The 19,411-nt window shown below is 66.8% G+C and carries 16 protein-coding genes; 6 read left to right on the top strand and 10 right to left on the bottom strand.

The window, feature by feature from the left end:
- Positions 1 to 7: 7 nt before the first annotated feature.
- The 5 genes from plsX (at position 8) to FHS94_RS02165 (ending at position 4,126) form a co-directional block, all read left to right on the top strand.
- Positions 8 to 1,042 carry a phosphate acyltransferase PlsX gene (gene plsX / locus FHS94_RS02185; protein ID WP_184054131.1) on the top strand — a complete coding sequence of 345 codons (1,035 nt, stop codon included), beginning with the start codon at positions 8 to 10 and terminating at the stop codon, positions 1,040 to 1,042.
- Complete coding sequence (locus FHS94_RS02180; RefSeq protein WP_343055120.1) at positions 1,039 to 2,007, top strand: beta-ketoacyl-ACP synthase III; 969 nt, start codon at positions 1,039 to 1,041, stop codon at positions 2,005 to 2,007. The genes plsX and FHS94_RS02180 overlap by 4 nt, the downstream gene beginning before the upstream one ends.
- Before the next feature lie 82 nt (positions 2,008 to 2,089).
- Positions 2,090 to 2,389, top strand: coding sequence for an integration host factor subunit alpha (locus FHS94_RS02175; protein ID WP_184054129.1), 300 nt, complete (start codon positions 2,090 to 2,092; stop codon positions 2,387 to 2,389).
- A 7-nt stretch (positions 2,390 to 2,396) separates the two neighbouring features.
- Positions 2,397 to 2,792, top strand: a complete 396-nt coding sequence (locus FHS94_RS02170; protein ID WP_184054127.1) for a MerR family transcriptional regulator — start codon at positions 2,397 to 2,399, stop codon at positions 2,790 to 2,792.
- 62 nt (positions 2,793 to 2,854) lie between these two features.
- Positions 2,855 to 4,126, top strand: coding sequence for a spinster family MFS transporter (locus FHS94_RS02165; RefSeq protein ID WP_184054125.1), 1,272 nt, complete (start codon positions 2,855 to 2,857; stop codon positions 4,124 to 4,126).
- Positions 4,127 to 4,135: 9 nt separating this feature from the next.
- Here the strand turns inward: FHS94_RS02165 and FHS94_RS02160 are convergent, their stop codons facing one another.
- From FHS94_RS02160 to rpmI, 9 genes are all read right to left on the bottom strand, one after another.
- Positions 4,136 to 5,656, bottom strand: a complete 1,521-nt coding sequence (locus FHS94_RS02160; protein ID WP_184054123.1) for a peptide chain release factor 3 — start codon at positions 5,654 to 5,656, stop codon at positions 4,136 to 4,138.
- Positions 5,657 to 5,872: 216 nt separating this feature from the next.
- On the bottom strand, positions 5,873 to 7,999 hold the full coding sequence (locus FHS94_RS02155) for a DUF3857 domain-containing transglutaminase family protein (protein ID WP_184054121.1): 2,127 nt from the start codon (positions 7,997 to 7,999) through the stop codon (positions 5,873 to 5,875).
- Positions 8,000 to 8,124: 125 nt separating this feature from the next.
- Entirely contained in the window at positions 8,125 to 9,006 is an 882-nt protein-coding gene (locus tag FHS94_RS02150) for an aldose 1-epimerase family protein (RefSeq protein WP_184054432.1), read from the bottom strand.
- 34 nt (positions 9,007 to 9,040) lie between these two features.
- A complete protein-coding gene (gene pheT / locus FHS94_RS02145; protein ID WP_184054119.1) occupies positions 9,041 to 11,416 on the bottom strand; it encodes a phenylalanine--tRNA ligase subunit beta in 2,376 nt (791 codons plus the stop codon).
- Entirely contained in the window at positions 11,413 to 12,531 is a 1,119-nt protein-coding gene (gene pheS / locus FHS94_RS02140) for a phenylalanine--tRNA ligase subunit alpha (protein ID WP_184054117.1), read from the bottom strand. The genes pheT and pheS overlap by 4 nt, the downstream gene beginning before the upstream one ends.
- A 57-nt stretch (positions 12,532 to 12,588) precedes the next feature.
- On the bottom strand, positions 12,589 to 14,121 hold the full coding sequence (locus tag FHS94_RS02135; RefSeq protein ID WP_184054115.1) for a DUF4139 domain-containing protein: 1,533 nt from the start codon (positions 14,119 to 14,121) through the stop codon (positions 12,589 to 12,591).
- The gene (locus FHS94_RS02130; RefSeq protein ID WP_246348281.1) at positions 14,121 to 15,545 is read right to left on the bottom strand and encodes a DUF4139 domain-containing protein; all 1,425 of its coding nucleotides are present in this window, start codon (positions 15,543 to 15,545) and stop codon (positions 14,121 to 14,123) included. The genes FHS94_RS02135 and FHS94_RS02130 overlap by 1 nt, the downstream gene beginning before the upstream one ends.
- Before the next feature lie 167 nt (positions 15,546 to 15,712).
- A complete protein-coding gene (rplT, locus tag FHS94_RS02125) occupies positions 15,713 to 16,093 on the bottom strand; it encodes a 50S ribosomal protein L20 (RefSeq protein ID WP_184054113.1) in 381 nt (126 codons plus the stop codon).
- A gap of 14 nt (positions 16,094 to 16,107) precedes the next feature.
- Positions 16,108 to 16,311, bottom strand: coding sequence for a 50S ribosomal protein L35 (rpmI, locus tag FHS94_RS02120; RefSeq protein ID WP_184054111.1), 204 nt, complete (start codon positions 16,309 to 16,311; stop codon positions 16,108 to 16,110).
- A 160-nt stretch (positions 16,312 to 16,471) separates the two neighbouring features.
- On the opposite strand from rpmI, the gene FHS94_RS02115 reads away from it, so the two are divergent.
- Positions 16,472 to 18,598: an AsmA family protein gene (locus FHS94_RS02115; RefSeq protein WP_184054109.1), complete on the top strand. Its 2,127-nt coding sequence runs from the start codon at positions 16,472 to 16,474 to the stop codon at positions 18,596 to 18,598.
- A 4-nt stretch (positions 18,599 to 18,602) separates the two neighbouring features.
- Here FHS94_RS02115 and FHS94_RS02110 read toward each other — a convergent pair whose 3' ends face one another.
- Complete coding sequence (locus tag FHS94_RS02110) at positions 18,603 to 19,409, bottom strand: inositol monophosphatase family protein (RefSeq protein ID WP_184054107.1); 807 nt, start codon at positions 19,407 to 19,409, stop codon at positions 18,603 to 18,605.
- Positions 19,410 to 19,411: the final 2 nt, after the last annotated feature.

The following is a 19,411-nucleotide window of genomic DNA, read 5'->3' as shown; positions in this document are numbered from 1 at the left end:
TGAGGCTATGACCGCACCCTCCTGGATCGCCGTCGATGCAATGGGCGGCGACAAGGGGCTATCGGTGATGCTTGCGGGTGTCGCCCAGGCACGTCGCCGGTTCGAAGATTTCCGCTTCCTGCTGGTGGGTGACGAGGCCGCTATCCGCGAGGGCCTGTCTGCGCATCCCGGTCTGACCGCGAACGCGGAAATCGTCCATGCGCCCGACCGCGTCGGCGCAGAGGACAAGCCCAGTCAGGCGATTCGGCGCGCGCGCACCACGTCGATGGGCGTGGCGATCGACTTGGTGAAGCAGGGCCGTGCCGCCGCTGCGGTATCGTCTGGCAACACCGGTGCGATGATGGCGATGGCGAAGCTCGCGCTGCGCACCCTGCCGGGCATCGATCGCCCCGCACTTGCCGCTCCGCTGCCGACGCTCGGCGATAATGACGTGATCATGCTCGACCTGGGCGCGAACACGGAAGTGGACGCGCGCAACCTCGTCCAGTTCGCTGTCATGGGCGCCGTGTACGCCCGCGCGATCCTGGATCTCGAAACACCCCGCGTCGCGCTGCTCAACATCGGGTCGGAAGACCAGAAGGGCACGGACGTGATCCGCGACGCTGCGCAGACGCTGCGCAACGCGACGGGCCTGCCGATGCGCTTCGACGGGTTCGTCGAGGGCGACCGCCTGTCGCGCGGCGATGTCGACGTGATCGTATGTGACGGCTTTTCCGGCAACATCGCGCTTAAAACCGCCGAGGGCACCGCGCGCTTCGTCGCCGACCTGCTCAAGCGCGCCTTTTCCTCATCCGTCCGGTCCAAGATCGGCTTCCTGATCTCGCGCCCCGCAACGGAGCTGCTGCGTCACCACCTCGATCCCAATGTGCACAACGGCGCCGTTTTTCTCGGCCTGAACGGCATCGTGGTGAAGAGCCATGGCGGGGCGACCGAACTCGGCGTCGCGACGGCGATCAGCAATGCCGCCAAAATGGTGCGCGCCGACCTGACGCGGCGCATCGCCCAGGACCTGGCGACGATCACCCCGGCGGAGGCCGCGTGATCCGCGCGGTAATCACCGGCACCGGTTCTGCCCTGCCCGCCCGCCGCGTGTCGAACGCGGAACTGGCGGAACAGGTCGACACCAGTGACGAATGGATCGTCGAACGGACCGGCATTCGGTTCCGCCACCTCGCGGGCGAGGGCGAAACCACCGGAACGCTCGCCACCGACGCCGCCCGTGCCGCGCTCGAGGCGGCCGGGCGCGTGCCGGACGACATCGACTTGATCGTCCTAGCAACCGCAACACCGGACCAGACCTTTCCAGCCACCGCCACCAAGGTGCAGGCGATGCTGGGCGCCACCGATTGTGTCGCGTTCGATGTTGCGGCCGTCTGCTCGGGCTTCCTTTACGCGGTTCAGGTCGCCGATTCGATGCTGCGGACGGGAGTTCACCGCCGGGCCCTGGTGATCGGGGCCGAGACGTTCAGCCGCATCCTCGACTGGAACGACCGCACAACCTGCGTGCTGTTTGGCGATGGCGCTGGCGCGATCGTTCTCGAAGGCCAGGAGAGCGAGGCGGAGGGCGGACGCGGGATCCTCGCAACCCGCCTCCATTCGGACGGCCGCTACAACGATCTTTTGTACGTCGATGGCGGCCCATCCACGACCGGCACTGTTGGCAAGCTGCGGATGAAGGGGCGCGAGGTGTTTCGCCACGCCGTCACCAACCTGTCGGCGGTCATGACCGAATCGCTCGGCATTGCGGGCCTGGCCGCGGACGACGTCGACTGGGTCGTGCCGCACCAGGCAAACGCCCGCATCCTGGACGCGACAGCACGCAAGCTTGGCTTGGCGCCTGACAAGGTCGTGGTGACCGTCGATCGCCACGCCAACACGTCTGCCGCTTCCGTACCGCTCGCGCTCGATGTTGCGGTGCGGGACGGCCGCGTGAAGCCCGGCGACATCGTCGTGCTCGAAGCGATGGGCGGGGGTTTTACCTGGGGTGCGGCAGTGCTTCGTTACTGAACAATCGCCGGTGTTATAAGGCCTTCCGATCCGCGGAGCGGTCATGTAGGCTTGCCGCCGCAGCTAAGGGGGAGAACTGCTCATGAGCGACGCCGGGACATTGACCCGTGCCGACCTGGCCGAGGCGTTGCACCGCGAGGTGGGACTTAGCCGCGCCGACTCGTCGAAGATCGTGGAGCAGGTGCTCAAGGAAATGTGCGAAGCGCTTTCCCGGGGTGAGAACGTCAAGATCTCCGGTTTCGGCACCTTTGTGCTGCGCGACAAGGGTGAGCGGGTCGGTCGCAATCCCAAGACCGGCGTGGAAGTGCCGATTGCCCCTCGCCGTGTGCTCACCTTCCGCGCAAGCCAGATGATGCGCGACCGCATCGTTGCGGCCGGCTGAATTCGGTATGCCAGCGTCGCCCTCGAAGGCGGAGGGCGCGTTCCGCACCATCGGTGAGTTGTCCCGGGATACGGGGCTGCCCCAGCATGTGCTGCGCTATTGGGAAACGCGGTTCCCGCAGCTGAAGCCGCTGACCCGTGCGGGAGGCCGCCGATATTACCGTGCCGAGGATGTGGCATTGGTCCGGCGCATCGACCAATGGTTGAACCGTGACGGCTATACCGTGCGCGGCGTCCAGCAATTACTTTCAACCGGCACCCCGCCCAGCCCAAGCGCGCCGGCGACACAGGCCCCCGCGCCGGGCGCCCCGGCAACGGCGCCCGACGAGACTGTAACGGCCCTGCGCGCCATCCGCGACCTGCTGGCGCAGGCGCTGGTCGACGACGATCCCGCCAAGGCCTGAGCGCCAGCGCTTCACCCCGCGCCCCGGATCAGCCATGATCGGGGCAACAAGGGGAGAGGATCATGACCGACTCGCGTGCGAGCCAGCGGCCAGCCACGCTCGTGCTGGCAATGCTGATGGTGGTTTACACCTTCAACTTCCTCGATCGGCAGATCCTCGGCATCCTGGCAAAGCCTATCCAGGCCAGCCTGAACCTCAACGATGCGCAGTTCGGGGCGATCGGGGGCACCGCCTTTGCCCTGCTCTATTCCGTGCTGGGCGTGCCGCTGGCCCTGCTGGCCGATCGGATCGGCAGGACTCGCGTGATTGCCGGGTCGCTGGTCGTGTGGAGCGGCTTCACCGCGCTGTGCGGTACCGCCACTGGCTTCTGGCAACTCTTCCTGTACCGCTTGGGCGTGGGCGTCGGTGAGGCAGGCGGCGTTGCCCCCTCTTACGCGCTGATCGCCGACTATTTTCCGGTCGAGCGACGCGCGCGCGCCATTGCGATCTATTCGATGGGCATCCCCATCGGCCTTGGCCTCGGCGTGCTGCTCGGCGCCGTGATCGCCCAGGCCGTCAACTGGCAGGCGGCCTTTATCGTCATGGGCGTGGCCGGCATCCTGATCGCGCCGGTGTTCCTGTGGCTGGTGCGGGACCGTTACCCGCCCATCGTCAGGGCGGCCGGCGCTCAATCAGCCGCGGCCGTGATCCCGATCCTGATTCGCAAGCCTGCTTACTGGCTGTTGTCGATCAGCGCCGGGTGCAGCTCGATGGCGGGCTATGGCCTCGCGCTCTGGGCGCCCAAGATCATCGCGGTGCAGTTCGGTTGGACGGCGTCTAACGAGCTGGTCAAGGTTGGCCAGTTCATGGGCGCCTTGCTGCTGATCGGGGGTTCGCTCGGCATTTTCCTCGGCGGGGTTGTGTCCGACCGGCTCGCCCGGCGGGATCGGGCCTGGTACGCGCGCGTGCCCGCAATCGCCTGGGTGATCGCAGCGCCTACCTTTATCCTCGGCTTCATGACGCCGAACCCGCTGCTTGCCTGGTGCATCCTGTTGATCCCCAACGCGCTCAACACGCTGTGGCTGGGCCCGATCATCACCGCCGCGCAGCATCTGGCGCCCTCGAACATGCGGGCAGGCGCGTCGGGCACGTTCCTGCTGATCAACAACCTGCTGGGCCTCGGCATTGGTCCGTGGGCGATGGGTGCGCTCTCCGTGGCGCTGAAGGCGACCCATGGCGACCAGTCGCTCGGTTTCGCAGCAATGATCGGCGTCTGCCTGTACCTTGTCGCCGCTGTCCTGGCGCTGTTGGCGATCCGGCCCATGAAGCGCGACTGGATCGAGGCAGAGGACTAACCCGCCGACTTACCGCTCGCGCGTGGCCAGGAATCGCACCTTGGAATAACGGTCGGCGATATAGCCGACCTCCCACGCCGACTTGGCCAGGAACACTGGGTTGTTGTCGCGGTCCCTGGCCATGGAAGCGCGGTTGAGGTCGGCGAAGTCCTTGAGGTCCGCCGCGTCGCCCGCGATCCAGCGCGCGGTGTCGAACGGGGCGGGTTCGAGCACGGCCGCAACCTTGTACTCCGCATCCAGCCGGCTGAGCAGAACGTCGAGCTGCAACTGCCCGACCACGCCGATGATCCAGTTCGATCCGATCTCGGGATAGAAGACCTGGGTCACGCCCTCCTCGGCCATGTCGTCGAGCGCCTTGCGAAGCTGCTTCGTCTTGGTCGGGTCTTTCAGCGCGACGCGCCGCAGGATTTCCGGCGCGAAGTTCGGCAGGCCGGTGAAGCGCACCTCAGCGCGCTCGCTCAGCGTGTCGCCCACGCGCAGCGTGCCGTGGTTCGGAATACCGATGATGTCGCCTGGAAACGCCTCGTCCGCGATCTCACGATCCTGCGCAAAGAACAGGATGGGCGAATGTACCGCGATCGGCTTGCCATGCCCCGTTGGCGTCAGCTTCATGCCGCGCTTGAACGTACCAGAACACAGCCGCATGAACGCGATCCGGTCGCGATGCTGCGGGTCCATGTTCGCTTGCACCTTGAACACGAAGCCGGTCACTTCCTTGTTCTCCGGCGCAACCGGGGCAGGCTCGGCAGGCTGTGGCCGGGGCGACGGCGCGAAGTCGGCCAGCGCCGCGATCAGCTCGGCCGGCCCGAAATCCTTGAGCGCGGAGCCGAAGTAAACGGGCGTCAGGTCGCCATGGCGGTACGCCTCCGGGTCGAAATCGGCATAGCCGCCCTGCGCCAGCTCTACCTCCTCGGCAAAGCGGTCGGACAAAGCGGCCTCGTCGGTGCGGCCCTGAAAGGTGCGGCTGTCGCCATCGGGCCGGCTGATCCGGTTGGACTTCAAGTCCATGATGCCCTCGAACTCGCCACCCATGCCGATCGGCCAGTTCATCGGCGTGACGTCCAGCGCCAGGATGTCAGCGATCTCGTCGAGCAGTTCGAAGGGTGAGCGGCCCTCGCGATCCACCTTGTTGATGAAGGTGATGATCGGCACCGAACGCAGTCGGCATACTTCGAACAGCTTGCGCGTCTGCGCCTCGATCCCGCGCGCGGCGTCGATCACCATTACCGCCGAGTCGACTGCGGTCAGCGTGCGGTAGGTGTCCTCTGAGAAGTCTTCGTGCCCTGGCGTGTCGAGCAGGTTGTACGTGACCCCGTCCTTCTCGAACGTCATCACCGAGGACGTGACAGAGATTCCGCGCTGCTGCTCGATCTTCATCCAGTCCGACCGCGCACGCCGGTTCTGCCCGCGCGCCTTGACCTCGCCCGCCAGGTGGATCGCGCCGCCGACATACAGCAGCTTCTCGGTCAGGGTCGTCTTGCCGGCGTCTGGGTGGGAAATGATCGCAAAGGTGCGACGGGGAGAAGTCATTCGAGGGCCGATCGGGTGAGGTTGGGACAGGTGTAATGGCTAAAGGGGAGAGCTGCGGGTGCGCTCTCCACTTGAGGATGCGCCAGGGGCGCTAGCTGAACGAAAGATAGGGAGCGTGCACGGCGCACGCCATGCCAGATCAGCGCCGTGTAGGACAGTGTGACGTCTTCAAAGCGAGGGGCAGGTCCAACCGAGGCGACGCGTCCCTTGCCGCCGTCAGCGCACCAGTCCCCCGACCTGTGCCTGGCAAGGCGGAGCGGCCCCCGCAAAATCATCAAAGCTGCCCAGGCTGGTCGCCCCGGAAGCCTTGGGTGTGAACACGTCCGCGCCCATCCCCTTGGTTTCGTAGACATAGGATTTGTTGTTGTCGAAAGTCTTGATCGCGCCATTCACGCCGGCAGCATCAGCAGCGCTGATCTCCCGCACGTCCACGCGGCGGCTCTTCACCATCTGGGCAACACCGTTTGCGAAGGATGAAGCACGCCAATAGTCGACGCCGCCCAGCGTCCGGTTGACGGGCTTCGCGTTGAACGCCCATCGCCGCCCCTTGCCGGCGGCCGGTACCCTGACGGTCGTCGCATAGCAGGTGAAGGCTGGGTAATCGGTCGCATAGGCAGCGTCCTGGGGCTGGTCCTTGGGCCGCTTCATCTCGGCAGGAGGGGGAAAGCCGCCGCCGAACAGATAATGGGTATGCCCATCCTTGTCGTCGCCCTCCCAGTCGACCTTGCCTTCGCCGGTCATGGACAGGATCAGCAGGCGGTGATCTTCATCGAACCGCCAACTCGTCTGGCTGGGCTCGACGTCCGGCATGCGCTGGCGCCAGTAGCTGGCCAGCATGCGATTCGCGTCCGCCTGGGCGACCCCCGCCAACTGAGCGCGAATCCCGAAGATCTCATCTCCCCGCAGCGTGTCCTGCACCCTGTACCTGCCTGGCTTGTCGAATCCGGTGCTGGCGTCGATGTTGACTGCCTGGATCAGTTGGGGGTACCGCGGCGGGGTAGGCGAGACCCGCTCAAGCGTCGCCCCGGCGATCCGGAGGGGCAACGCCCATGGCGCCTGTACGGTCTCCAGATCGGCAAGCCGACGGTCGCCAAGCCGAGTGCCGTCCATCCAGTATTGGCGGTCACCGACGGTCGCGCGGACCAGCACGTGATTGAAGACGGCCGGGGTAGGCAGCCGGGCATCTGTGCCGTCGCCACCCTGGGTTGACACCAGCACCGGTTCCGCCGCGATGCCCAGTTCGCGCAGCAAGGCGATCAGCAGCACCGTCTTTGCCTTGCAGTCGCCAAACCGGCGCTGCCACGTGTCGTCGGCGCCCGCGGGGCGGTAGTTGCCGCCGTCCAGCCCCACATACACATAGCGGATGCGGTCCTCGACCGCGCGCAGGGCGGCCTCGGCGCGACGCGCCGGGTCCGTTGTCTCCGCAGCGATCCGCGCAGCCTCTGCTTTTACCGGAGAGGTCGGGGACAGCACTGCGGCCTTTCCATACAGGGCGGCAAAGCTGCGCGACACGGCCGCCCAGCTATCATAACCGCTGAACTGCACCTGCCGGACAAATGCGTAACGAGGAGGTGCCCCGTCCGGCAAGATCACACTTGCAGGGTCGGACACGGCATAGACCCGCTCTACCTCGTCGGCGCTCTCGCTGATGCTTGGCGCTGGAAGGTCGCCAGCCACGCGAAACTCGACGCCACTGTTCTTGGGCTGAAGGACCCTCAACCGCCACGCGCCGCGTACCCCCATCAGCGGGAACTGCATAAAGCCTTGCGGCTTCTCGCCCCAGTCCGCGACCCGGCTCACCTTGGTGACGGCGAATTCCAGCTCGTCTCCGACCTGCAAGCCGACCGTCTGCAGTGTGGCTGTGAGATTGCCGTCGAGCATTGCCTGGTCCAGGTTCGTTTCACGCTGGATCACCTGAAACTTCTGCGCGGCAAGTACATCGATGGCTTTGCCGTCCCGGATGATCGCCACCTTGTTGATCGTGACCGAGTCATTTGCGGGCGCCCACACGATCGACAGATTGCCGGCCGCCAGCGCCTCAGGCGCGAGCACCTTGACGCGATACGCCTCGTGGCTCTCCTGTCCTGCCGCGCCGATGCGAACCTGCTGGTCGGCATAGATCATGCGCAGTGGTGCGCCTGGCGGTATCGGCGCCTGGCTCGCCTGTGGCGGAGAGAGGACCCAGGCGGGCGCGGGCGCGTACCTTAGCTCTCGATTGGACAACTGCTTGGCCGGCGCCGCGTCAGGGCTGGATCGCCCCGGTTTCACGCGATCTGCCGCGCTGATCGCGCCCGCAGCGCTTCCCGCCAGCAAACATGCCAGCAACACCCAATGCCCCCGCATTCATAACCCCCTCGGCCCTTCCGCAGAAGCTTAGCCATGGAGGACACAAGATCAACGGGGTGCAAACAGATGCAGGATCAATGGCCGTTGCGGTGGCTCGCCGCTCCGGCCAGGACCGACGGTGGTCAGTCAGTCAGCGTGACACTCATGCCGATGTGCTTTGCACCGCCTGGCTCCACCACGAACACCCCCGGCTTGTCCCGGTATTCGCCCGCATAGCCTTCGGGGTCCGCGATGCCGTGCCAGGGCTCGACACAGACGAAGCGCGCGCCGGGCTTAGTCCAGATGCCCAGCATTGGCGTGTCCGGAAAGGCGATCTCCAGCTTGGGGCCGACCTCCGCGCCGTAGGTGACCGACTGGCTGTGCACCGGGTTCCAGACCAGCGCGTCGTGCGCGAACAGGTCGTCGTTGAGATGCAGCACACGACCACCCTGCAGCGGGCTCGGCACCTCTGCGGCAGCGATCGTGCCGTCGCCGGCAATCGCCTTCAACGCGCCCGGTTCGTCGGCGGAGAAGGTGATACGATGAGTGTCCTTCTCACCCGCGCCCGGCAGCGGCCAGGCGAAAGCGGGGTGAAAACCAAAGCTGGCGGGCAGCGGCGCATCGCCCGGATTGGTAACGGTGACCCCAATCGACAGGGTTGCCCCGTCCAGCCGGTATGCGACCTCCAGCCGGAACGCGAAGGGGTAGATCGCGCGGGTTTCCTCGTTGTCGCTCAGTGCGAACACCGCGTGCGCGTCGCCGGTTTCGACAATGTCGAACAGCGAATGTCGCGCGAAGCCATGCTTGTCCATGGGGTAGTCGCGCCCGTCATGGCGCAGCACGCCGCCGCTCAGCGCCCCGACAATGGGGAACAGCAACGGCGCCCGTCCCCTCCAAAAGGCCGGATCGGCGTCGGTCATCAGCTCTCGGCTAGCCTCATCTTCGCCAAGGTGCTCCAGGTGCGACAGCTCCGCCCCGAACGGGTTGATGGCAGCCGACAGGATGTTCGACTGAATGCGGACCATCTCGCGCCGGGGGTCGATCGCGTTCTCGTTCTCGTCAGCCACGTAAGCTTGCTCCCGTCTTGGCGGCGGCGGCGACGACCTTGTCGCTGATTGCCTTGAGGTCCGCATCGGTGAAACTCTTGTCGCCGGGCTGGAGCGTCACCTCCACCGCCATCGAGCGCACGTCGTCCTTTTCAAACAGGTCGAACACGCGCGCAGCGACGATCGCGGCCTTGTCAGCACCCCGGATCGCACGAACCAGAGCATCCGCTGCCAGACCGGCGGGAACGGTGAACGCGAAATCGCGACGCACCGGCTGGAGAGCAGGTGGAGTATAGGCGGCGCGCATGAAGCCGGTGCCGCGACGGGCAGGGATCGCGTCAAGGTACAGCTCCACCGCCACCACCGCGCCGTCAAGGTCAAACGCACGAAGGACGTTCGGGTGCAGCGCCCCAAAGGCGGCCAGGATCGTCTTTGGCCCAAGCCGCAGCGTTCCGGACTGGCCGGGATGCCACGCCTCGCCCGCGTCGCCCATCACCAGCAGATTGTCGACCGGAGCGCCCGCCGCGGCGAGCAGCGCCAGCGCCTCCGCCTTGGCGTCAAACGCATCAAAGGCCGCGGCCTTGCCCGCCTGCCAGCCGCGCACGCGCTTGTCGCCGGCAAGCACGAGGCCAAGCGTCGGGCGCTCGCCCTCGGCGAGGTAGCGGCGGCCGAGTTCGAACAAACGAACGCTGCCCGCGCCGCGCCGCAGGTTGCGCTCTGCCGCGGCGAGCAGACCCGGCAACAACGAGGGGCGCATCACCTTCAGCGCTTCGCTGATCGGGTTGGCGAGCGTCCACGCGCCACCGCCAAAAGGCGCGGCCTCCGCCTCCGACAGGAAGCTCCAGGTCACCGCCTCATCCAGCCCGCGAGCCGCCGCCGCGCGGCGAGCCCGGCGCTCAATCTTCTGTGACGGCGTCGCCGTAGGCGTCGCGACGCCGGGCACGCGGGGCAGCGGCACGGGGGCGACACGGTCGATGCCCTCGATGCGGATCACTTCCTCGACCAGGTCGGCTGGGCCATCCACGTCGCGGCGCCACGTCGGTGGGGTGACCTGCCAATCCTCGCCGACCGAGAAGCCGAGGCTTTCGAGGATCTGGCGCTGGCGATCCGGCGCGATGGCGAGGCCGCCCAGCGTTTTGGCAAGCGACGGATCATAGCGGTAGTGGCGGAGGCCAAGCGGGGCTTCACCGGCGCGGGTCACGGCAGAGGCCGTACCCCCGCACAGCGCCACGACCAGCGCGGTCGCATGGGTAAGGCCGTCGTCGAGGAATGCCGGGTCGACGCCGCGCTCGAACCGCTGGCGTGCGTCGGACGTGAGCGCCAGTGCCTGCCCCGTCCGCGCGATCGCGTCGGGATCGAAGAATGCGCATTCGACCAGCACGTCGGTGGTGCCGTCCGTGACACTCGAATGCTCGCCGCCCATGATGCCGCCGATGTCATGCACGGCCTTGTCGTCCGCGATCACCGTCATGGCGGGGGTGAGCTGATAGGTACGGCCGTTTAGCGCGATCACTTCCTCACCCGCCATCGCACGTCGCGCGACCAGCGCGCCGGACAGCGTCCCACGGTCGTAAACGTGCAATGGGCGGCCAAGGTCGATCATCACGTAGTTGGTGATGTCGACCAGCGCACTGATCGGCTTCTGCCCCACTGCCTGGAGGCGGCTGCGTAGCCAGTCGGGCGATTCGCCATTGCTGACGCCCGCCACCGCCTGCGCGAAGAACGCAGGACAGCCCTCGGGGTCGTCGGTGCGGACCGCAGGCGCTTCGTCCTGCGGCTCGGCCAGCGGCGCTGCGCCGCTCGGCAGCGTACCGGGACGCCACGGCTTGAGCGTGCCCAGCCCCGCGGCGGCCAGATCTCGCGCGATGCCTCGCACGCCCATGCAGTCGGGGCGGTTGGGCGTGACAGAAATGTCGATGACGGGGTCGTTCAGCCCGGCATAGTCGGAGAAGCTGGTACCGATCGGCGCATCTGCCGGCAGCTCGATAATGCCGTCATGACCCTCACCGATCTCCAGCTCGCGCGCCGAGCACATCATGCCGTTCGATTCGACACCGCGAATGCTCGCGACCTTCAGCGTGACGTCGAGGCCCGGGACATAGGCGCCCGGCGCGCCGAAGACGCCGACCAGCCCCGCGCGGGCATTGGGCGCGCCGCACACGACCTGCAGCGGACCGTCGCCCGCGTCGACCGACAGCACTTGCAGCTTGTCCGCCTGCGGATGGCGCTCTGCCGACAGCACGCGCGCGACGCGAAACGGTGCGAGCTCGTCGCCCGGATTGTGGATGCCCTCCACTTCCAATCCGACACGGGTCAGCGCTTCCGCCACCGTGTTCACATCGGCGTCGAAATCGAGATGGTCGCGGAGCCAGCCAAGCGTGAACTTCATGCCCCCACTCCCCCGCTCAGCGTCGGCACGTCGAGTGCGGAGAAGCCGTAATGTTTCAGCCAGCGAATATCGCCGTCGAAGAACGCGCGCAGGTCATCCATCCCGTATTTGAGCATCGCCAGTCGATCGATCCCGCAGCCAAAGGCAAAGCCCTGCCATTCCGCCGGGTCCAGGCCGCAGGCGGCGATCACCTTGGGATGCACCATGCCGCTGCCCAGCACCTCCAGCCAGCCGCCACCCCCCTGACCACCGGGGTGGCCGCCGATGACCCGCTTGCCCTTTTCGATCGTGTAGCCGACGTCGATTTCCGCCGACGGTTCGGTGAAGGGAAAATAGCTCGGGCGCAGGCGCAGCACGATGTCGTCGCGCTCGAAGAACGCCTTCAGGAACGTCTCAAGCGTCCATTTCAGGTGGCCAAGCGTGATCCCCTTGTCGATCACCAGCCCTTCCACCTGGTGGAACATCGGCGTGTGCGTCGCATCTGAGTCGGAGCGATAGGTGCGGCCGGGCGCGATGATGCGGATCGGCGGCTTGTTCGCCAGCATGGTGCGGATCTGCACGGGGCTGGTGTGGGTGCGCAGCACGCGCGGCGTTTCGCGATCGTCGATACCTCCGGTGCCCTCCTGGCCGGCGAGGTAGAAGGTATCGTGCATCGCGCGCGCAGGGTGCGTTTCGGGAATGTTGAGCGCGGTGAAATTGTGCCAGTCGGTTTCGAGCTCAGGCCCCGTCGCGACCGCGAAGCCAAGATCCGCGAAGATTTCCGCCAGCTCATCCATCACCTGGCTGACCGGGTGGATGGTGCCGGTGGGCGTCGCGTCGACTGGCAGGGTCAGGTCCACGCGCTCGGCGGAAAGGCGAGCGTCGAGCGCGAGTTGCTCCAGCGCGGTCTTGCGGGTCGCTATGGCGGCGGTGACCGCTTCGCGCAGCCCGTGAATGGCGGGGCCCTCCACCTGGCGCTGTTCGGGTGACATCGCGCCCAGGGTCTTGAGCAGTTGAGTGACGCGTCCCTGCTTGCCGAGCGCCTCGACACGGCAGGCTTCCAGCGTATCGAGCGCAGAAGCGGTGTCGATCGCGGCAAGGAGTTGGTCGCGCAGGGCGTCGAGTTGGTCGGCCATAGGCGCAAGCCCTTGTCCCCTGCCGCCGCGGCGATCAAGTCCCAGCCTGTTTCCGCGTCAGTTGCGCATCGTATAGGTAAGCGTGCGACTGCCGTTGGCAGGGACCGAGACCGTCCAGGTCGGCAGCCCATCCACGGTGGCAAGCGACGCGGAGGCACGGACGTTGGCCGGCGGCGCCTGCACCGCGATCTCGGTGCAAACGGCGAACGGATTGGCGTTGGTGACCGTCACCTCGCCATGGCCTCGCTCGGGCGTGGATTGGGAGACAAGCACCTGCGCGCTCTGCCCGGCCGCGATGCGAACCGTTTCGCCCACTGCCTTGTCGGACAGGCTACCGGTTCCAACGAGCAGCTTTTCCCTGCCTCGCTGGGCGTAGAGGGTCGTCGACCCCGCCGGGAGGGGTATGCCGAGCCCCGCGTCGGCACGGTTGTTCAGGCGCAGCACGATGCTGCTCGGTGACAAGGGCACGACTGCCAGGGGCGGCAGGGTGAAGCGGTAGAGCCGTTGAAAGGGAACCCGCGAACGGGCCAGCAGCGCCACCTGTTTCTGGCCCCGAGCACTGACCGTCACCCGCTCTGGAGCGCGGTAAAGCTTCAGGTCGCCCAGATCCTCTGGAGCGGGCGGTGGCGGCGGAGGTGCCTCCTCGACCGGAGGCGGCGCGGGGACTGCCATCATCCGCATCCCGGTCACGACGATGTCCTCGGACGCTTCGGCTTGCTCCGCCGATCGGTCGGGAAGGTCCGACGTGGTGGTGCCTAGTGGGAAACAGGACAGCTGGAGCGGCCGGGTAAAGACGCGGAAGCGCTCGTCGCGATGATTGAGCCTGCCCGCGACCGCCTGCAACTGCGCCGCCGGGAAGCTCTCGGCGTTGCCATTGGCCAGCGTCAGCCATGCGAACAGGTCCAGCGTGCGGCCATCGGGCGCCATTGTCGCAACATAGCTCGCCGACCAGTCGAACTCGCTGGTCAGATAGGACAGCGTCACGGTGACGGCCCGCGCGGCGGAACTGTTTGTTGACACGGCCAGCACCGGCCCCGCAGTCAGGTCGGCCGGTACGGACGGATACCGGGTAGCTTCGGCAAGCCCCGAACAACCAAGCGCCTCCACCCCATCCGGGGTGCGCACCACGATCCCGTTGGCCGGCCCCGCCACGATGGTCGCATCCTGCGTGCGTCGTCGGCCACTCGCGCGATCGGTGCGGGTCAGGGTGACGCGGCGGCCTAGATAGCCGCTCGCCAGCGCCGCGGGGGACAGCAGGCGCTCGTCCCGGTTCTTCTCGATCACGCCGCCCGGCAGGCCGCCGACGATCGCGCTGGCAGGCACGATCCCGCCCGCCACACCCTCGAACCGGATGGTCGCCGGGCCGGCCGGAAGATTCAGTGTGCGCGTCTCCGTGATCAGCGCAAAGCCGTTCAGCCATTGGAGATCCTGGGCGCCGGCACCGCTGCCATAGGGGCTGCGGTACACGGTAACCGCGACCGCTTCGGGGGCGGCCGACTTCACCAGCGACACTGCCGTACCCGCGTTCTCCTGCGGCGCCGCGCCAAGGACGAGCGGCATGCCAAGAAGCGCGGCGAACCGCCGGCGCATCAGTAGCGCGTGTCGATCGTGGCGGTCAGCGTGGTCGACCCGTTTGCGGGCACCGGTACATGCCACACCACGGTATTCGACTGAGGACGTTCGCTTCGCAGGCTTTCCTCGACGATCCGTGTGTCGCTGAAGCCGTAATCCAGGCCGTCCTGAAACACATCCACCGTTACCGGCGCTGCGCGGGCATTGGTGACGATGTAGCGCATGTCGGTGCGGAATCGTGATCCGCCGAGCGCAGTGCGTTTGACCACGACGGGCTGAACCTTCACGTCAAAGGCGTCGCCCGTGGTCAGCGCGATGGACGAACCCTGGGGCGTGTGCGGGATCGTCGCCTCTCCCGTGAATTGCGCCTGCCCGCGCGCGTCGCGCATATACACCCGCACCGTGCCGGCGGGCAGCGCATCGCCAAGCCCGCCCGCGCGCGAGCTGGAAAAGCGCAGCGTGCTGGCAGCGCTGGCGGGCTGTTCACGCGTCGCCAGCCAAGCATTGTGGTATTCATAAGCCGACGTGGCCGTGGCCTCCTTCACATCCAGGAAGCTGACCTGCTTGGTCTGCTTGTCGGCGATCGTGGTGCGCACGGGCAGCGGGTACAGGTAGAAATCGCCAAGCTGTTCGCGGCTGGAGCTTTCCGTGCCCGCAGCACGCACCGGGCGCGATGGCGGCCGAAGATTGTTAAAGCGATTCGGCTGGCCCTCGCTGGCGACATCGCCCGCCACCAGCAGGGTGCGTGCGTTGGTGAACGTCGTGCCGGTGGTGTTGCGCAGCGTCACCCAGCCCTGGACGTCGATCGTGCCCTTTGCCTGGTCGTACAACGCCACATAGTCGGCGACCCAGCCGAGTTGGCGGCTGAGGTAGGACAGGGTTGCCGGACGCCGGCCATTGCGGGTGGAGGCAAGGGTGACGGACAACGTCGGCCGTGCGCGCAGGCTGTCCGGAACTTTGTCGAAGATCGCCCGCACCGGCAGTCCGTCGTCGCGCAGCACCTCGATATGGCCGCCAACGTCCAGTACCACGCCGCCATTTACCGCCAGCACCTTGGCGCGCTCGCGGACCTCAGCGCCGGTACCTGGATTGGTGCGCACCAGCGTGATCGTCTCCCCAACCGCCTTTTCCATCAGGCTGGTCGGGCTGAGCAGGTCGTAGTCGAAATTCTGTTCGACGATCGTGGCGCCCGGAACCGCCAAGGTGACGGTTTCCGGCCGGATCGCGGCGGACACGTCTGGGAAGTCCTGCCGCACCCGCCCGCTGCCGACGTCGAGCTGCCGCACATCCTGGATGAGCGCGAGGTCGTTGTTGTAGATGGTGACCGATACGTCGCCCTGGGCGGAGGGCGCCTGCGTGGCGGGCGTGCTCGGCGCAATTTCCTGCGCGGCTGCCGGCATGGCAATCGCCAGCGCCGCCCAGCTCAAATATCGTGACCCCATCGTCCGCCCCCCCATGTAGCAGGCAGCATGGCGGGGGAATGTGACGCCCGCAAGTTACCGGCGCGGGGCGGCCGACCGGTTCGGATCAGCCCAACCGTCGCGGGCAAACGAAAGGGGCCGGACGATTGCTCGCCGGCCCCCCGATTCGAACGCTTCGGATAGAAGTGTTACGCCGCCTGCTGCACCGGCTGGGCGGGCAGTGCCGCCTTTACCTGTGCGATCAGGGCGGAGAATGCCTCACCCTCATGCATCGCGATGTCGGCCAGGACCTTCCGGTCCAGTTCGATGTTCGCGAGCTTCAGCCCGTGCATGAACTGCGAATACGTGAGACCCTCGGCGCGGACGCCTGCGTTGATGCGCTGGATCCACAGACCCCGGAAGGTCCGCTTCTTCACCTTGCGGTCGCGATACGCATACTGGCCGGCCTTCTCGACCGCCTGACGCGCAATACGGATGGTGTTCTTGCGGCGGCCGTAATAACCCTTGGCGGCTTCAAGAATTTTCTTGTGCTTTGCCCGGGTGGTTACACCGCGTTTGACGCGTGCCATGTCGCTCTAGCTCCTCAGTTCAGGCCGTACGGCGCCCAGGCCTTCACCGTGGCGGTGTCGGCCTTCGACAGCACGGTGGTGCCGCGGTTCTGGCGGATGTACTTGCCGTTATGGCTGATGAGGCGGTGGCGCTTGCCGGCGACGCCGTGCTTCAGCATGCCCGATGCGGTCAGCTTGAAGCGCTTCTTGACGCCGCTCTTGGTCTTGAGCTTGGGCATTTTCGTCTCCTTGGTTGGAGCAAGGCTAAGACGGCCGCGGCAGCCCTGATGGCCGGGCCGTCGTCAATCGCCTCGCTCGGGAAGCGGGCCCAATAGCCACCGCGCCGCAGAAAAGCAACCGATGCGGAACCGAAACGGCCGCGGCGCGATTCACGAGCCGATGGATATGGCGACTCAGAGTACCGAGGAGCCGGCCGTGACGGACCCGGAGCGTACCCGCCGGCGCCGCCGCCTTCTCCGAAACATCGTGCTGGGCTTGCTCGGCACGGTGTTCGCGGTGTGGCTGATCCTGTTCATCACAAAGGGGCGCTTCCTGAAGCACCCGTTTGAGCGCTTCGTCGCGGCGCAGACCCACCGCGAGGTGAAGGTGCGCGGCGACTTCCAGCTGTATTTCGCGCCCTTCCGCATCAAGCTGTACGCCGAAGGGCTCAGCGTTTCCAATCCGGCCTGGGCGACGCGGCCCAACCTGTTCAGTGCGGATCGCGTGGATGCGCGGATCGCGCCCTTGTCGTTGTTGTTCGGCAAGCGTCGGCTTTACTGGCTCGACCTGACCAACGGCGCGCTCGATCTCGAATTCGACAAGGCGCACAGCACCAATAGCTGGACCTTCGACACGGGCAAGAAGGGCGGCAAACCGCTCGAGTTCCCGCGCATCGACCGGGCGACGGTGGCGGGAACAACGGTGCGCTATCTCGACCCCCGGATGCGGCTGCTCGCCAACCTGAAGGTCGCCACGATCCGTTCGACGGATGCACGCGTCGGACGCGCGGTGGGTGTGACGGGCGACGGCGTCGTGCGCGATACTCCGTTCACGGTCACGGCACAGTTGCTGTCCCCCGACGCAACGGCAAACCGGGGCAAGAACAAGCTTGTGATGACCGCCCGGGCCGCGGGCAACACGATCGATGTCGCGGGCACCCTGCCCTCCATCGCCGAAATCGAGAATGTCCCGTTGCAGGTGCGCGCGCGGGGCAAGGACATGTCTACGCTGCTCGCGATCATTGGCGTCGTCATCCCGCAAACGCGCGACTACCGTTTGCGTAGTCAGCTGGTCATGGCCGACGATGTGTACCGCTTCACCCGCATCACCGGCGTCGCTGGCGCGACCGACCTGGCCGGGCGGCTGACGATCACCAACCGTGAGCGGATCCACCTCGATTCGGAACTGGCGACCAAGCGCCTTGACATCATCGATGCGGCCCCGTTCATCGGCTACAATCCCGACATCGTCGCGGCGAAGGGGGCGGTTGCAGCAGCCGCCGCGACCGGAGCGGCGCCCAGCCGGGTGATGCCCGATGCACGCTTCCCCGTGGAAACCATGCGGGCGTTCGACGCGGACCTGAAATGGACTATTGGCGCAGTGCGGTCCCGCAACGTGCCGATCAGCGACGTCAACCTGACGCTGGACCTGGAGCGCGGTCGCCTAGCGCTCTCGCCCCTCACCTTTACCATGGCGCGCGGGCATGTCGCGTCGGACGTCGTGTTCGACACTCGCCCGCGGCCAAGCGCCGTCTCCTACGACATCCGGCTGGCGCCGACCCCGCTCGGCCGCCTGCTCGCGGGCTATGGCGTGGTGGAGGCAGGCACCAGCGGAACGGTAAAGGGGCGCATCCAGCTGGTCGGGCGCGGCGATACCATTCACCAGTCGCTGGCCAGCGCGCGGGGCCGGATCGCCTTTATCCTGCCGCAGGGCACATTCTGGACCCGTAATGTCCAGCTGGCCGAGCTCGATCTTGGCACCTTTGTGCAGAAGATGTTCGAGAACAAGCTGAAGAAGCCGGTCGAGATCAATTGCGGATTGGTCGGCTTCACCGTGCGCCGCGGGGTCGCCGCGGCGGACCCGATACTGATCGACACCAGCAAGAATGTGATGGTCGGGCGCGGCGGTTTCAGCTTCGGGACGGAAGCGCTGGACCTGGCTTTCCGCGCCGATGGCAAGAAGTTCTCGCTGTTCTCCGGCCAGTCGCCAGTCGCGATAAACGGCTATTTCGCCAAGCCCGGCTACTCCATCATCTCCAAGGAACTGCTCGGGCGCGCTGGCGCCGGCCTGGGGCTGGCGGTGGTAGCCACCCCGTTGGCGGGCGTGCTGGCCTTCGTGGACGTGGGCGACGCCAAGTCGGCGGCGTGCGGCCCCGTGCTCGCAGGCGCCACCGCCGCGGCCCAGCGCACCACCAAGGGCGAACCGCGCGACGATGTCGGCCGGGGCACCACCGCCAAGGCAGAGGATGGGCGCAAGACCGCCCCCGAGCGCAAGGAACAGCGCAAGAAGTTCCTCGGCATCTTCTGAACGATTACAGCGCCGACGGCTCCTGTCCACGCATCGTGTCGAGCACGTCGTCCACGCGTGCGGGATCGCCGATCGCCAGGACATGCCCCTCGCTGTCGCGGGTCAGCGGATCACCGTTCCAGTCGCACATGCGCCCGCCGGCCCCCTCCACCACCGGCACCAGCGCCGCGAAGTCGTGGAGCTTGAGCCCGCTTTCGCACACGAGGTCGAGGTGGCCGGAGGCAAGCAAGCCGTAGTTGTAGCAGTCGCCGCCATAAAGTGGCCCATGCCGTCCCGCCTCGCGCGTCGCCGTGACCAAGCGGAGGTAATGAACGGCGTCCTCGTCACTGAAGTAATGCGGCGCCGTGGTTGCGAGTGCGGCACCCGCCAGCGATGGACAAGCGCGGGTGCGCACGGGGGCGCCATTGAACAGCGTCGGACGCCCTGCCACGCCCAGCCAGCGTTCTTTCTGGATCGGCTGGTCGATGACGCCCAGCACCGGCCAACCATCCTCGACCAAGGCGATCAACGTGCCAAAAATCGCCCGGCCCGCAATGAAGCTGTGGGTGCCATCGATCGGGTCGAGCACCCATTGCCGCCCGGTCACGCCATCCTTGATCCCGAACTCCTCACCCACGATCCCGTCGCCCGAGCGTTCGGCATCCAGCAGGCGCCGCATCGCCTGCTCTGCGGCGCGGTCGGCGGCGGTGACGGGAGAGCGATCCTCCTTCAGCTCGGCACCGTGCGGCTGGCGGAAATAGGGACGGATGGCCGCACCGGCCGCATCGGCAAGGCGGTCGGCAAGGGCGATGTCGGCAGCGGAAACAGGCATGA

Origin of the sequence: Sphingomonas aerophila (assembly GCF_014199305.1) — a bacterium.
GTDB classification, from domain to species: Bacteria; Pseudomonadota; Alphaproteobacteria; order Sphingomonadales; family Sphingomonadaceae; genus Sphingomonas; species Sphingomonas aerophila.
Note: the sequence above shows the minus strand (reverse complement) of the source record. Positions and strands in the feature narration are given on the sequence as shown.